At 62.5% G+C, this 14,161-nt stretch carries 12 protein-coding genes; 9 read left to right on the forward strand and 3 right to left on the reverse strand.

The annotated features are described in order from the left end of the window. Window positions 1–12 precede the first annotated feature (12 nt). The 3 genes from AC4BCN_RS12600 to AC4BCN_RS12610 are packed head-to-tail and all read right to left on the reverse strand — an operon-like array spanning window position 13 to window position 2,921. Window positions 13–1,035 carry a Gfo/Idh/MocA family oxidoreductase gene (locus AC4BCN_RS12600; protein WP_490493443.1) on the reverse strand — a complete coding sequence of 341 codons (1,023 nt, stop codon included), beginning with the start codon at window positions 1,033–1,035 and terminating at the stop codon, window positions 13–15. A 34-nt stretch (window positions 1,036–1,069) separates the two neighbouring features. Next, the gene (gene iolG / locus AC4BCN_RS12605) at window positions 1,070–2,062 is read right to left on the reverse strand and encodes an inositol 2-dehydrogenase (RefSeq protein ID WP_490493598.1); all 993 of its coding nucleotides are present in this window, start codon (window positions 2,060–2,062) and stop codon (window positions 1,070–1,072) included. Then, on the reverse strand, window positions 2,055–2,921 hold the full coding sequence (locus AC4BCN_RS12610) for a MurR/RpiR family transcriptional regulator (protein WP_034757651.1): 867 nt from the start codon (window positions 2,919–2,921) through the stop codon (window positions 2,055–2,057). The genes iolG and AC4BCN_RS12610 overlap by 8 nt, the downstream gene beginning before the upstream one ends. A gap of 248 nt (window positions 2,922–3,169) precedes the next feature. On the opposite strand from AC4BCN_RS12610, the gene AC4BCN_RS12615 reads away from it, so the two are divergent. The 9 genes from AC4BCN_RS12615 to AC4BCN_RS12655 all read left to right on the forward strand — a co-directional run bounded on the left by AC4BCN_RS12615 (window position 3,170) and on the right by AC4BCN_RS12655 (window position 14,032). Continuing rightward, window positions 3,170–4,219, forward strand: a complete 1,050-nt coding sequence (locus AC4BCN_RS12615) for a sugar ABC transporter substrate-binding protein (protein WP_034757655.1) — start codon at window positions 3,170–3,172, stop codon at window positions 4,217–4,219. Between the two features lie 174 nt (window positions 4,220–4,393). Further along, the gene (locus AC4BCN_RS12620) at window positions 4,394–5,527 is read left to right on the forward strand and encodes an ABC transporter permease (protein WP_319993144.1); all 1,134 of its coding nucleotides are present in this window, start codon (window positions 4,394–4,396) and stop codon (window positions 5,525–5,527) included. Window positions 5,528–5,530: 3 nt separating this feature from the next. Next, a complete protein-coding gene (locus tag AC4BCN_RS12625) occupies window positions 5,531–6,316 on the forward strand; it encodes an ATP-binding cassette domain-containing protein (protein ID WP_034757661.1) in 786 nt (261 codons plus the stop codon). 8 nt (window positions 6,317–6,324) lie between these two features. Beyond that, complete coding sequence (locus AC4BCN_RS12630; RefSeq protein WP_490493444.1) at window positions 6,325–8,271, forward strand: bifunctional 5-dehydro-2-deoxygluconokinase/5-dehydro-2-deoxyphosphogluconate aldolase; 1,947 nt, start codon at window positions 6,325–6,327, stop codon at window positions 8,269–8,271. Then, window positions 8,232–10,094, forward strand: coding sequence for a 3D-(3,5/4)-trihydroxycyclohexane-1,2-dione acylhydrolase (decyclizing) (gene iolD / locus AC4BCN_RS12635; protein ID WP_490493445.1), 1,863 nt, complete (start codon window positions 8,232–8,234; stop codon window positions 10,092–10,094). The genes AC4BCN_RS12630 and iolD overlap by 40 nt, the downstream gene beginning before the upstream one ends. After that, window positions 10,091–11,011, forward strand: coding sequence for a myo-inosose-2 dehydratase (gene iolE, locus AC4BCN_RS12640; protein WP_456149375.1), 921 nt, complete (start codon window positions 10,091–10,093; stop codon window positions 11,009–11,011). Before iolD ends, iolE begins: the two co-directional genes overlap by 4 nt. Continuing rightward, a complete protein-coding gene (gene iolB, locus AC4BCN_RS12645; RefSeq protein WP_490493446.1) occupies window positions 11,008–11,805 on the forward strand; it encodes a 5-deoxy-glucuronate isomerase in 798 nt (265 codons plus the stop codon). Before iolE ends, iolB begins: the two co-directional genes overlap by 4 nt. A gap of 14 nt (window positions 11,806–11,819) precedes the next feature. Then, window positions 11,820–13,319 carry a CoA-acylating methylmalonate-semialdehyde dehydrogenase gene (locus AC4BCN_RS12650; protein ID WP_490493447.1) on the forward strand — a complete coding sequence of 500 codons (1,500 nt, stop codon included), beginning with the start codon at window positions 11,820–11,822 and terminating at the stop codon, window positions 13,317–13,319. A gap of 74 nt (window positions 13,320–13,393) precedes the next feature. Further along, window positions 13,394–14,032, forward strand: a complete 639-nt coding sequence (locus AC4BCN_RS12655; protein WP_034757677.1) for an ANTAR domain-containing response regulator — start codon at window positions 13,394–13,396, stop codon at window positions 14,030–14,032. Window positions 14,033–14,161: the final 129 nt, after the last annotated feature.

Below are 14,161 nucleotides of genomic sequence, written 5' to 3' on the forward strand. Positions count from 1 at the left end.
CTTTGCACGCGGCTAGAATTCCACCGGGCGCGCTTCGCGCATCGCTTGCGTCATGGCCAGGCCGATGCGCGTCGCTTCCGTCGCATCGTGCAAGGTCAATGACAAGGTGCGCCGGCCCAGTGCCGCATCCGTGAACTCCTGCGCCTCGATCAAAAAGGCATCGGCGAAGCGGGCATAGAAGTCCGGCGTGCATTCATTGCGCACGCCATGCGCATCCGAAATTTCCACCCGGTTCAGGCGCGGATTGCTGCCCACGGCCAGGCGGCCCCCCGTGCCGAACACTTCCGTCAGGGTTTCATGGCCATGCGCCATGGTGCGCGAGGCCATGAAGCTGGCCATGCTGCCATCGGAAAATTCGACCGTTGCCAGCCCGTTGTCGACGTCGCCAAATGCCTGCAAGCCCGTGTGGATGGCGTTGGTGCCGCTCGCATACACGCGTTTGGGTGCGGGGTTGCCCAGCAGCCAGCGCGCCAGGTCGATATCGTGCACGCTGCAATCGAGGAAGATGCCGCCGCTGGTGGGGGCGAAGCGCATGAAGGCGCCGCTGGGGTCGTTCTGGTCGCAGGTTTGCGAACGCACCAGATACGGTTTGCCGATGAGTCCCTGGGCAATCTTTTGCTGCGCGTCATGGTAGCTGGCGTCGAAACGGCGCACGAAGCCGATCATGATCGTCAACTGCGGGTGGCGCGCCGCTTCCGCTTCCACCTTCAGGCAGTCGGGCAGGTCCAGCGACAGCGGTTTTTCGCAAAACACGTGCTTGCCGGCGCGCAAGGCGGCGATGATCTGGTCCGCGTGCAGCGAGGTGGGCGTGACGAGGAAGACGGCGTCCAGGCCCGGGTGGGCCAGCAGGGCGTCGTAGTCGGCATAGCCGGTGGTGATGCCGAGCTGGCTGGCGGCCCAGTCCAATTCGGCTGGCACGGGGCTGCAGGCAGCCACGACTTCGGCATTCGGCACGCGCTGCGCCAGGTTGATGGCGTGGCGCTGGCCCAGCCGGCCCAGGCCGACGATGCCGACTTTTAATGTTGGGGATGACATGGTGTCTCCAGATTTTTTATTGTTGTTTATAAAGTTACGACGCCAGGGTCACGACACGACCCTCGCGCCACGACAGCGTCGCCGCTTCGGCCAGTTCCAGCGCCTTCAAGCCATCGTGGACGGTGGTGCGCAGCGGCGTGCCATGGGTGAGGGCGTCAAAGAAATGCGCCATTTCCTGCGCATACGCCACGCGGTAGCGTTCCAGGAAAAAATCTTCCGGCCTGTCGACGCTGACGTTCACAGCACCATAGGCCGTCACTTCCGTCGGCTTGTGGTTGCCCGCCTGCAGCATACCGGCGCTGCCCAGCACTTCGAAGCGCTGGTCGTAGCCGTAGGCGGCGCGGCGCGAGGCATTGATCTGGCACAAGCGTCCCTTGGCCGTGCGGATGGTGACGACGGCCGTGTCCAGGTCGCCCGCTACACCGATGGCCGGGTCGACGAGGCAACTGCCCGTGGCGTGCACGCTGACGGCTTCATCGTCGAGTATCCAGCGGAAGATGTCGAAATCGTGGATCAGCATATCCTTGAAGATACCGCCCGACACCTTGATGTAGCTGACCGGTGGCGGACCCGGGTCGCGGCTGGTGATGATGAGTAATTCCGGCGTGCCGATCTCGCCTGCTTCAATGCGTGTCTTGACGGCATTGAAAGTGGGATCGTAGCGGCGCTGGAAACCCAGCATGCACAGTACCTTGGCTTCCTTGACGGCGGCGGCGCAGGCGCGCGCCCGGTCGATGGTCAAGTCGACGGGTTTTTCGCAAAAAATGGCTTTGCCGGCGGCGGCCGAGCGCAGGATCAGGTCCGCGTGCGTGTCCGTGCTCGAGGCAATGACGACGGCCTTGATGGCCGGGTCGGCCAATGCCGCCTCGACAGTCGCGCTGCTGCCGCCATGCAGGCCGGCCAGCGCGGCGGCCGCTTCCTGGTTGACGTCGACCACGTACTTGAACTGCACGCCGGGTTGGGCGGCCAAATTGGCCGCGTGGATTTTGCCGATGCGTCCGGCGCCGAACAACGCTACTTCAATCATCATGTTCTCCTGGGGTGTGGATTTCTTCGATGTCGAGCTCTAATTTGTAGGCCAGCGCGATGAACAGCGCCTGGCACAGGCAGATGGTGCTGGTCAGCGAGCGGAAGGCGAAGGCGCTGCCCTCGGTGACGGTGAGCAGCGCGTCGGCGGCCCGCGCGAGCGGGGCCAGCTTGCTGTCGGTAATCACGAGGACCTTGGCGCCCTTGTCTTGCGCCGCCTTGATGCACTGCTGGGTTTCCTTGCCGTAAGGCGAGAAACTGATGGCGATCGCCACATCGCGTTCGCGCACGCTGCGCATCTGTTCGCGGTGCATGCCGCCCAGTCCGCTAATCAGGTGCACGCGCTTGTCCGTGTGTTCGAGCGCGTAGGCGATGTAGGAGGCGATCGGGAAGGATCGACGCACGCCGATCACATAGATATTTTCCGCTTTCAGCAGCAGGTTGACGGCCGCTTCCAACTGCGCGTCGTCGAGCCCGGCCGCCAGATCGTCGAGACCGGCGCGGCTGGCGCCGACGAATTCGCGCGTCAGGTCGCCTGCGCTCAGGGCGGCGTCGCGTGTGGAGATCAGCTTGCGGATGCGCTGCTGGTAGTCGGGCGTGGCGCCGGCCTGGTCCGTATAAGCCTGGCGGAACACGTCTTGCATTTCGGAAAAGCCCGTGTAGCCGAAGCGCTGCGCGAAACGCACGATAGCGGACGGCTGCACGTCGCAGGCGGCGGCGATGTCGCTGATGCGCTCGAGCATCAGGCTGGCCCGGTGCTTTTCAATGTATTGCGCGATGACTTTCAACTGGCGCGACAGGTTGTCGTACTCGGCTGCAATGTGCTGCATCAGTTGTTCGATGGGGGCGGTGGCTGCCATGATTTTTTCCTTGGTGTACTTGCCGGACCGCTGTCTCCGTGCGGCTGGTTCTGGCGAGAATTATAGGAGGGAATCTTAAAAATAGAAACGAATTTCTATTTAAATTTATTTTGAAAATTTTATTGCATTTGTCTTTTTTGTGGCCTAAGCTGTGCGCAGTGCATCGGTTCGTGTGCCGCAAGGCCAGGCCGGTGACACCCTTCATAAAAGCTCGCAACTATAAAAATTAATCCGTCTAGGAGACATTCATGCATAGCAATAAAAGCAAGGGTTTGATGAAGTGCCTGGCCATCGCCAGCCTGGGCCTGAGCCTGGGTTTGAGCACGGGCGCCAGCCATGCTGCCGGCGAGAAATTCGTCATGGTCAGCCACGCGCCGGACTCCGATTCCTGGTGGAACACCATCAAGAACGCCATCAAGCAAGCCGGTGAAGACTTCAACGTGTCCGTCGACTACCGCAATCCGCCCAATGGCGACCTGGCCGACATGGCGCGCCTGATCGAGCAGTCGGCCGCGCGCAACTATGATGGCTTGATCGCAGACATCGCCGACTTCAGCGTGCTGCAAAAACCGCTGGGCACGGTAGTGGCCAAGAAAATCATGCTCGTGACCATCAATTCGGGCACCATCGCGCAAAGCGAACAGTTGAAAGCCATCATGCACGTGGGCCAGCCCGAGTATGACGCGGGCCTGGGCGCCGGCAAGCGCGCCAAGGAAGCGGGCATCAAATCGTTCGTGTGCGTGAATCACTATGCGATGAATGCGTCGTCGTTCGAACGCTGCCGCGGTTTTGCCGATGCGCTCGGCGTCGACTTCAAATCGTCCACGCTCGACACCAATGGCGTCGACCCCGGCGTGATCGAAAGCAAGGTCAGCGCCTATCTGCGCAGCAATCCGAAGACCCAGGCCGTGCTGGCACTGGGACCGGATTCGGCGCCAGCTGCCATGCGCGCCGTCGAGAAGCTGGGTCTGAAAGGCAAGATGTACTTCGCCAGCTTCGACTTGTCGGAAGAGATCGCCAAGGGCATCAAGGATGGCAGCATCCAGTTCGCCATCGACCAGCAGCCCTACCTGCAAGGCTACATTCCTGTCGCCGTGATGGCCATCATGAAACAGCAAAAGATCACTGACCTGGCCAAGGTCAAGGAAATCCTGATCGCCAATCCGAAATACCAGGCGCGCCTGGCCGAATACGGCCTGACCCCGATCTACGGCCCACGCCATATCAGCTCCGGCCCCGGTTTCGTGACCAAGGAAAACATTTCCAAGGTCGAAAAATACGCCGGCCAATACCGCTAATCCACACAGTCGCCACCGGGTTTGCCCTGCGCCGCACCGCCTCCCGCGGGCGGCGCATGGGAAGAACACGCCTGGCGCCAGCGATGCTGGCAGGAAAGTAATTGGAATTGGTAACAAGTATCACTGAAAGGACATCGTATGACTGCGCTCAAAACCAGCCTGGCCAGCCCCGGCATGAATCCTCCTCCGCCTCCCGGCGCCTCCAGCAAGCCAGTTGCCGCCGCCGACGAGCGCGTGGGCACGACCAGCTGGGTCAAACGGTTTTTTGGCCGCCCCGAGTTCGCCTCGATTTCCGGCGCGGTGCTCGTGTTTGCCTTCTTCGTCATCACGGCCGGCGATTCCGGCATGTTCAACCTCGATGGCGTCGTTAACTGGATGCAAGTGGCGTCCTACCTGGGCATCATCGCCATCGGCGCCTGCCTGCTGATGATCGCCGGTGAATTCGACCTGTCGATCGGTTCCATGATCGGCTTTGCCGGCATGATGATCGCCATTCCGACCATCTATTTCCACTGGCCGCTGTGGGCCGCCATCCTGTTCGCCTTCGCCGGTTCCATGGCGCTGGGCTGGCTCAACGGCTACATCGTCATCAAGACGCGCTTGCCATCGTTCATCGTTACCCTGGCATTCCTGTTCATCCTGCGCGGCCTGACCCTGGCCCTGTCGATCATGTTCGCCAACCGCACCATCGTCAGCGGCGTGGGCGACCTGGCGGCGCAGGACTGGCTGGCCAGCCTGCTGTTCCACGGCAATGTGGCCACCGGCCTGTTCCAGTGGATGGGCGCGCATGGCTGGATCGCCGTGCTCGACGACGGCTCGCCGCTGGTCAAAGGCATCCCGAAAGTCATCGCCTGGTGGCTGGTGCTGGCCGCCGGCGCCGCGTTCGTGTTGTCGCGTACCCGCTTCGGCAACTGGATGTTCGCCGTGGGCGGCGACGCCAACGCGGCCAAGAATGTGGGCGTGCCGGTGCGCAAGGTAAAAATTTCCCTGTTCGTCTTCACGGCCTTCTGCGCCTGCCTGTTTGCGACCTTGCAAGTATGCGACGTGGGTTCGGCCGCCGCCGACCGGGGCATGCAAAAGGAATTCGAAGCCATCATCGCGGCCGTCATCGGCGGCGCCTTGCTGACGGGCGGCTACGGTTCCGTCGTCGGCGCCTGCTTCGGCGCGCTGATCTTTGGCGTGGTGCAGATCGGCATCACTTATACCAACATCAATTCGGACTGGTTCCGCGTGTTCCTCGGCGTCATGCTGCTGATCGCGGTGCTGTTCAATAACTTTGTACGCTCACGCGTCACGGAAGCGAGATAAATCATGAGCGAGCATATTCTTGCCCTGGAAAATGTCAGCAAGCGCTTCGGCTCCGTGCTGGCCTTGCAAAACATCACCATGCGCCTGAAGGAAGGCGAAGTGCATTGTTTGCTGGGCGACAACGGCGCCGGCAAGTCGACGTTGATCAAGACCCTGGCCGGCGTGCACAAGCCCACCGATGGCCAATACCTGGTCGATGGCAAGCCCGTCGTCTTCAATTCGCCCAGCGAAGCGCTGGACATGGGCGTGGCCACCGTCTACCAGGATCTGGCGCTGGTGCCGCTGCTGTCCGTGGCGCGCAATTTCTTCATGGGCCGCGAGCCGATGAAAAAGCTGCTGGGCCTGGTGCCCGTGATGGATATCGACTATGCGGCCGAGACGGCGCGCGACAAGCTGGCCGAGATGGGCATCATGGTGCGCGACCCGCACCAGGCCATCGGCACCATGTCGGGCGGTGAAAAGCAGTGTTTGGCCATTGCCCGCGCCATTCACTTCGGCGCCCGCGTGCTGATCCTCGACGAGCCGACGGCTGCCCTGGGCGTGAAGCAGTCGTTCAATGTATTGAAACTGATTTACAAGGCGCGCGAGCGGGGCATATCCGTGATCTTTATTACGCATAATGTGCACCATGCGTATCCGGTGGGCGACTCGTTCACGTTGTTGAACCGGGGCAAGTCGCTGGGCACCTTCACCAAGGATACGGTGAGCAAGGATGCCTTGCTGGACATGATGGCGGGCGGTGCGGAAATGCAAACGCTGATGAGTGAACTCGACGGTGTCACGATTTAAGGATAGCCATGAATAATTCCACACAATTTGCCCAGGGCCGGGCGCTGGACGTGATCTGCCTGGGCCGCCTGGCCGTGGACCTGTACGCGCAGCAGATCGGCAGCCCCCTGGAAGACGCGACCAGTTTCGCCAAATACCTGGGCGGCTCGTCGGCGAATATCGCCTTCGGCACGGCCCGGCTGGGCTTGAAGTCGGCCATGCTGTCGAAAGTGGGCGACGACCACATGGGCCGTTTCCTCACCGATACCCTGTCGAAAGAGGGCTGCGACGTCAGCCACGTGGGCATCGACCGCGACCGCCTGACGGCTTTGGTCATGCTGGGCATCAAGGACAAGAACACCTTTCCCCTGATTTTCTACCGTGAAAATTGCGCCGACATGGCCATCGACGCCGCGTCGGTGGATGCGGCCTTCATTGCCTCGAGCAAGGCGCTGCTGATCACCGGCACGCATTTCTCCACGGCTGCCATGCACGCCGTCAGCACGCAGGCACTCACATTGGCCCGCGCCAACAAGGTGCGCACCGTGCTCGACATCGATTACCGGCCCGTCCTGTGGGGTTTGTCGGGCAAGGCCGATGGCGAAACGCGTTTCATTTCGAACGAAGGCGTGACCAAACATCTGCAAAGCATCCTGCCGCAGTTCGACTTGATCGTCGGCACGGAAGAGGAATTCATGATCGCCGGCGGCGGCGCCGACATCATGGCCAGCTTGCGCGCCGTGCGAGCCGCCACCCTAGCCACCCTGGTCGTCAAGCGGGGCCCGCTGGGCAGCGCCGTCATCGACAATGTGGTGCCGCACAGCCTCGATGACGCATACAACTACCGCGGCGTGCGCGTGGAAGTACTCAATGTGCTGGGCGCGGGCGACGCTTTTCTGTCGGGCTTCCTGAAAGGCTGGCTGCGCGGCGAGGATTACGAAGCGTGCTGCCGCTACGCGAATGGCTGCGGCGCCCTCGTCGTGTCGCGCCATGGCTGCGCGCCGGCCATGCCGTCACCCGTCGAGCTCGACTATTTCCTCGCCAATGCGGCAAAGCTGACGCAGCCGGACCAGGACGCCACCTTGTCGCGCCTGCACCGCACGACGGTGGCGCGCAAGCAGTGGGATGAGTTGTGCGTATTTGCCTTTGACCACCGCACGCAATTCTTTGAGCTGGCGCAACAGACGGGCGCGCCCGAGTCCGCCATTGCGGCCTTGAAGCAATTGATGGTGCAAGCCGTGGCGCAGACGGAAACGGCCTTGCAGTTGGCCGGCAAGACGGGCGTGCTGATCGATGGCCGCTATGGCGTCGATGCGCTCAACGATGCGACCGGGCGCGGCTGGTGGATAGGCCGTCCCGTGGAATTGCCGGGATCGAATCCGCTGCAATTCGACTGGGGTCGTTCCATCGGCTCGCATCTGCTCAGCTGGCCCAAGGAACACGTGATCAAGTGCCTGGTGCAGCTGCACCCGGACGATGCCGTGGAAAACCGGCTGGAACAGGAAGCGCAAATCAAGGCCCTGTACGACGCGGCGCAAGTGAGCGGTCACGAACTGTTACTGGAAGTCATACCGTCGGAAGCCTTGCCGCACGGCGACGATACGGTCTTGCGCGCCGTCAAGCGTCTGTACAACCTGGGTATTTATCCGGAATGGTGGAAGCTGGAAAGCATGTCAGCCCAGCAATGGCAAGCCATCGATGCCCTCGTGCACGAGCGCGATCCGTATTGCCGTGGCGTCGTCCTGCTGGGTTTGAACGCGCCGATTGCCGCCCTGGCCGACAGTTTCGAGCAAGCCAGTGCCAGCACGACGTGCCGCGGCTTCATGGTGGGCCGCACCATCTTCCAGGAACCGAGCCGCCGCTGGCTGGCTGGCGAACTTGACGATGCCGGCCTGATCGCCGCCGTGCGCGCCAACTTCGAACAGCTCATTGCCCTATGGCAGCGTACGCGCAACCGTCTGGAGCGTGCGGCATGAGTACGATTCCTTTAACGATGGCCCAAGCCCTTGTACGCTATCTGGCCGCCTTGCGCACGGAAGAGGGCGAACCTCTGTTCGGCGGCGCCTTTGCCATCTTTGGTCACGGCAACGTGGCAGGCCTGGGCGAGGCGCTGTACCAGTACCGCGACAGCTTCCCGACTTACCGTGCGCATAACGAACAGGCGATGGCGCATTCGGCCATCGCCTATGCGAAAGCCCACATGCGCCGGCGCATGATGGCGGTGACCAGTTCCATCGGCCCGGGCGCGACCAACCTGCTGACGGCCGCCGCGCTGGCGCACGTGAACCGCCTGCCCGTGCTCTTGCTGCCCGGCGACGTCTTCGTCTCGCGCGCGCCCGACCCGGTGCTGCAGCAACTGGAAGATGGCACGGATGGCAGCGTGTCGGTCAACGATGCGTTCAAGCCGCTATCGCGCTATTTCGACCGCATCGTCTATCCGGAACAGCTATTGACGGCCTTGCCGCGCGCCATTGCCGCCTTGACGGACCCGGCCGCCTGCGGCCCCGTGACCTTGTCCCTGCCGCAAGACGTACAGACGATGGCGTATGACTATCCGGCGGACTTTTTCGAACCGAGAGTCGTGCGTTTCCGCGCCGTGCCGCCTATTGAACAGGAACTGGAAGAGGCGGCAGCGTTGTTGAAGCACGCGAAGCAGCCGCTGATCGTAGCCGGTGGCGGTGTGCTGTATGGCAAGGCCAGCGCTGCCTTGCAGGCGTTTGCCGAGCGCCATGGCATTCCTGTGGCGGAAACCCAGGCCGGTAAAAGTTCTCTGCCATGGAACCATCCGCTGCAGCTGGGCGCCATCGGCGTGACGGGCTCGCCTGCGGCCAACAGCCTGGCAGCGGACGCGGACGTGGTGCTGGCCATCGGCACGCGCCTGCAGGATTTCACGACCGGTTCCAACTCCCTGTTTGCGCAGGCGCAACTGGTCAGCCTGAACGTCAACAGTTTTGATGTGTTGAAACGCCGTGGCCTGGGCTTGCAGGCGGACGCGACGCTGGGCTTGCAAGGCCTGTCGCGGCTGCTGGGCAGCTGGAATAGCGCGGGCCAGTGGATGGACCGGGCGCAGCAGGCAGGGAACGCGTGGCGCGAGACAGTCAAAAGCATCACGGGCCGGCGCGATGTGGCCGGCTTGCCGTACGACGGCGAAGTCATCGGCGCCGTGCAACGTTCTTCAGCGGACTCGACCGGCAACGATATCGTCGTCTGCGCGGCAGGCACCTTGCCGGCCGAGCTGCACAAGCTGTGGCGCAAGTCGACGCCGGGTGGCTACCACATGGAGTACGGCTACTCGTGCATGGGTTACGAAATCGCCGGTGGCCTCGGCGTCAAGATGGCCAAGCCTGACCGCGAAGTGATCGTCATGGTGGGCGACGGCAGCTATCTGATGATGAATTCGGAAATCGCCACGTCCGTCATGCTGGATAAAAAACTCATCATCGTCGTGCTCGACAACCGGGGCTATGGTTGCATCAACCGCCTGCAGCAGGCCTGCGGCAACCCTTCGTTCAACAATATGTTGCCCGATAGCGCACCGCATATCGACTTTGCCCTGCATGCGCAATCGCTGGGCGCGCTGTCCGAGCACGTGGCCTCGATTGCCGAGCTGGAGCAGGCGATGCTGCGCGCCCGCGCCGCACCGCGCACGTATCTGATTTGCATCGACACGGACGACACGCGCACGACCGAAGACGGCGGTTGCTGGTGGGAAGTGGCCGTGCCCGAGGTTTCCACGCAGCCAGCCGTGCAAGCTGCGCGTGCCCGTTATGAACTTGAACGCCAAGGACAACAACAATGAACGCACCGACATGGAATGTGAAGATCGGCATCAACCCGATCTCGTGGATGAACGACGACTTGCCGAGCCTGGGTGGCGAAACGCCTTTGGAAACGGCGTTGAAAGAGGGCGCCGAGATCGGCTACGTGGGTTTTGAGCTGGGCAACAAGTTTCCGAAAGATGCCCCGGCCCTGAACGCGGTGCTGGGCAAATACAATCTCGCCTGTGTTTCCGGCTGGTATTCGGGCCGGCTGGCGCACCGCTCGGTCGAAGACGAGATCGCCGCCGTCGGCCCGCATTTGCGCTTGCTGGCCGACAGCGGCGCCACCGTCATGGTCTACGGCGAAGTGGCCGACGCCATCCAGGGCGAAGCGCGCCCGCTGTATAAACGCCCGCGTTTCCAGTCGCAGCAGCAATGGCAGGACTACGCCAACAAATTGACGGCCTTTGCTGCCCATCTGCTCGCGCATGGCGTGCGCCTCGCGTATCACCATCACATGGGCGCCTACGTGGAAACGCCGGCGGACGTGGACCAGTTGATGGCTTTGACGGGAGCCGAGGTCGGCTTGCTGTTCGACACGGGCCACATCACGTTTGCCGGCGGCGACGCGCTGGCGGTGCTCAACAAGCATATCGACAGGATTTGCCATGTGCATTGCAAGGACGTGCGCCCCAACGTGGTGAAACTGGCGCGCAATGGCCACTGGAGTTTCTTGCAGGCTGTGATCAATGGCGCCTTTAGCGTACCGGGCGACGGCAGCATCGACTTTCCCGCCATCCTCACGCGTTTATATCTGCACGGCTACGAAGGCTGGCTCGTGGTGGAAGCGGAGCAGGATCCGGCCGTGGCCCCCAGCTACGAATACGCGAAGATGGGCCATGACTACCTGGCCAAGCTCGTCGAGGCCATTCCGCGCCTGGGTCGGGAGGCGGCATGAGTCTGCTATTAGTCAAAGCGAACAAGGCAGGCGGCAAGATCGTCGAGGTGACGCCCGAGTCGGCCGGCTGGACGCATGTCGGTTTCGCCGCGCACCGGCTTCAAGCAGGCGAATCGCTGAGCCTGGACACGGGCAAGCGCGAACTGTGCATCGTCGTGCTGACGGGTACGGTCACCGTACAGGCCGGTGGACAGCAGTGGCGCGAGATCGGTCACCGCCAAAGCGTCTTCGAGGACCGTTCGCCCTATGCCGTATATGTCCCGCTGGATACAGCGGTCGGCATCACGGCCGTGAGCAATGCCGAGGTCGCCCTGTGCACCGCCCCGGCCACGATCCACCGTCCGGCGCGCCTGATCGAGCCATCGACCATGACGCGCTCGGTGCGCGGCAAGGGCGCCAACACGCGCTATGTGTGCGACATCCTGCCTCAAACGGCCGAGGCCGACGGCTTGCTGGTGGTCGAGGTGGTCACGCCATCGGGCCACTCGTCGAGCTATCCGCCGCATAAGCACGACAGCGACAACGTGCCGCTGGAAAGCTCACTGGAAGAAACCTATTACCACCGCCTCAACCCCGAACAGGGCTTTGCCTACCAACGAGTCTACACGGACGACCGTTCCATCGATGAAGCCATGGCCGTGGAAAACCACGACGTGGTGATGGTGCCACGCGGCTACCATCCCGTGACCGTGCCGTATGGCTACGACGGCTATTACCTGAACGTGATGGCCGGCCCGAAACGCGTGTGGCACTTTAAAAATGACCCGGCCCATGACTGGCTGATGACGAAATAACCTAGGACAAGACAATGACGACCCCGATGATTGGCCACTTTATTGGTGGCAACCCGATGGCTTCGCGCTCAGAGCGCACGAGCGATGTCTTCAATCCCGCCACCGGTGCCGTGACGGCCAAGGTGGCGCTGGCCACGCCGTCCGAGCTGAACGCGGCCGTGGCCGCCGCCCATGCGGCGTTTCCCGCCTGGTCGCAAACCTCGCCGCTGCGCCGCGCCCGGGTCATGTTCAAATTCAAGGAATTGCTGGAAGAGCACTCGGATCAACTGGCCGCCCTGATCACGGCGGAGCACGGCAAAGTGTTTACGGATGCCAAAGGGGAAGTGACGCGCGGCATCGAAGTGGTGGAATTTGCCTGCGGCATCCCGCAAATGATGAAGGGAGAGTATTCGGAACAGGTGGCCGGCGGCATCGATGCCTGGTCGATTCGCCAGGCGCTCGGTGTGTGCGTCGGCATCACGCCATTCAACTTTCCCGTGATGGTGCCGATGTGGATGTTCCCGATGGCGATTGCCTGCGGCAATACGTTCGTATTGAAACCGTCCGAGCGCGACCCGTCGGCCAGCCTGCTGCTGGCGCAATTGCTGACGGACGCGGGCTTGCCCGATGGCGTCTTCAATGTGCTGCAGGGTGACAAGGAAGCCGTGGACGGATTGCTGCACCACCCGGACGTGCGCGCCGTCAGTTTCGTCGGTTCCACGCCGATTGCCGAATATATCTATGCGACCGGCTGCGCGCAGGGCAAGCGCGTGCAAGCCCTGGGTGGCGCCAAGAATCACATGGTCGTCATGCCCGATGCGGATATCCCGCAGACGGTCGACGCGCTGATGGGTGCGGCGTTCGGTTCGGCCGGCGAGCGCTGCATGGCCATTTCCGTCGTCGTGGCGGTCGGCAATGTGGCGGACCAGCTGGTCGAAGCCTTGGTGCCGCGCATTGCCGCCTTGAAAATCACGCAGGGCATGGATCTGTCGGCCGAGATGGGGCCCGTGGTGACGCAAGTGCACAAGGACAAGATCGCCGGCTACATCGCCAAGGGTGTGGAAGAGGGCGCCAAGCTGGTGGCCGACGGGCGCGGTTTCGTGCTGCCTGGCCACGAGCAAGGGTTCTTCCTCGGCGGCAGCCTGTTCGACCACGTCACGCCGGACATGACGATCTACAAGGAAGAAATCTTTGGCCCCGTGCTGTGCATCGTGCGCGTGCCGGACTTTACGGCGGCGTTGGACCTGGTCAACGCGCATGAGTACGGCAATGGCACGGCCATCTACACGCGTGACGGCAACACGGCGCGCGAATACACGCACAGGGTGCAGGTGGGCATGGTGGGCGTGAACGTGCCGATTCCCGTGCCGATGGCTTTCCACAGCTTCGGCGGCTGGAAGCGCAGCCTGTTCGGCGACCACCACGCGCATGGCCCTGAATCCGTGCGTTTCTACACGAAACAGAAGGCCGTCACGCAGCGCTGGCCCGCATCGACGGCCGCCGGCGCCGAGTTTGCCATGCCGACCCTGAAGTAAAGCACCTTGCAGGCCCGGCTGGTTCGCTTCTTGCTTACTGCAATGGTTGTGTTTAGCCATTGCAGATCGCTCCCATGACGTCCAGCCGTACCCAGCCTTTGCGCATCGTTGTCGTCAACACTATTGTCGAGCACGGCGTGCACGAGAATGCGGCCTTGGCTGCTCAAGTGCAGCGCGGCAATGCTTTGCGCATCGGCTTGCTGGAATCGGGCTTCGATATCGTCGCCTCGCTGCCAGCCGACCTCTACCTTCCCGAGCGCATCGCGCAACTGCAGCCTGACCTCATCATCATCGATGCCGAATCGGACGCGCGCGACGTGCTTGAGCACATCGTCATCGCCACGCGCGACGAGCGCCGCCCCATCGTGCTGTTTACCGAAGACGGCGCCACGGCCAGCATCGATGCGGCCATGGCGGCCGGCGTGTCTGCGTATATCGTGGCCGGCCTGCATGCCGAGCGCATCTTGCCCGTGCTCAATGTGGCCCTGGCGCGCTTTCGCCAGGAAGAAAAACTGCGCGCCGAATTGCTCGACACGCGGCACAAGCTGCTTGAGCGCAAGGTGATCGAACGGGCCAAGGGCTTGTTGATGACGCATCACGGCTTGACGGAAGACCAGGCTTACCAGCGCTTGCGCAGCATGGCCATGAACAAGAAACTCAAACTGGCGGAAATTGCCCAGCGTATCCTCGACGTGGAGGACTTGCTGGGATGAAACGCGCATTTCCTGACACATACTGGTGCAGTGCACCATTCCAGTGCATTTCGACCTGCCTGGGACCGGGCATGCACAGGCACGGTCCTTGCTGCTGGATGGCTATGGCCTTGCCCATGTCGGCGCGGC

The sequence above is a fragment of the Janthinobacterium sp. Bl 1 genome (assembly GCF_058215535.1).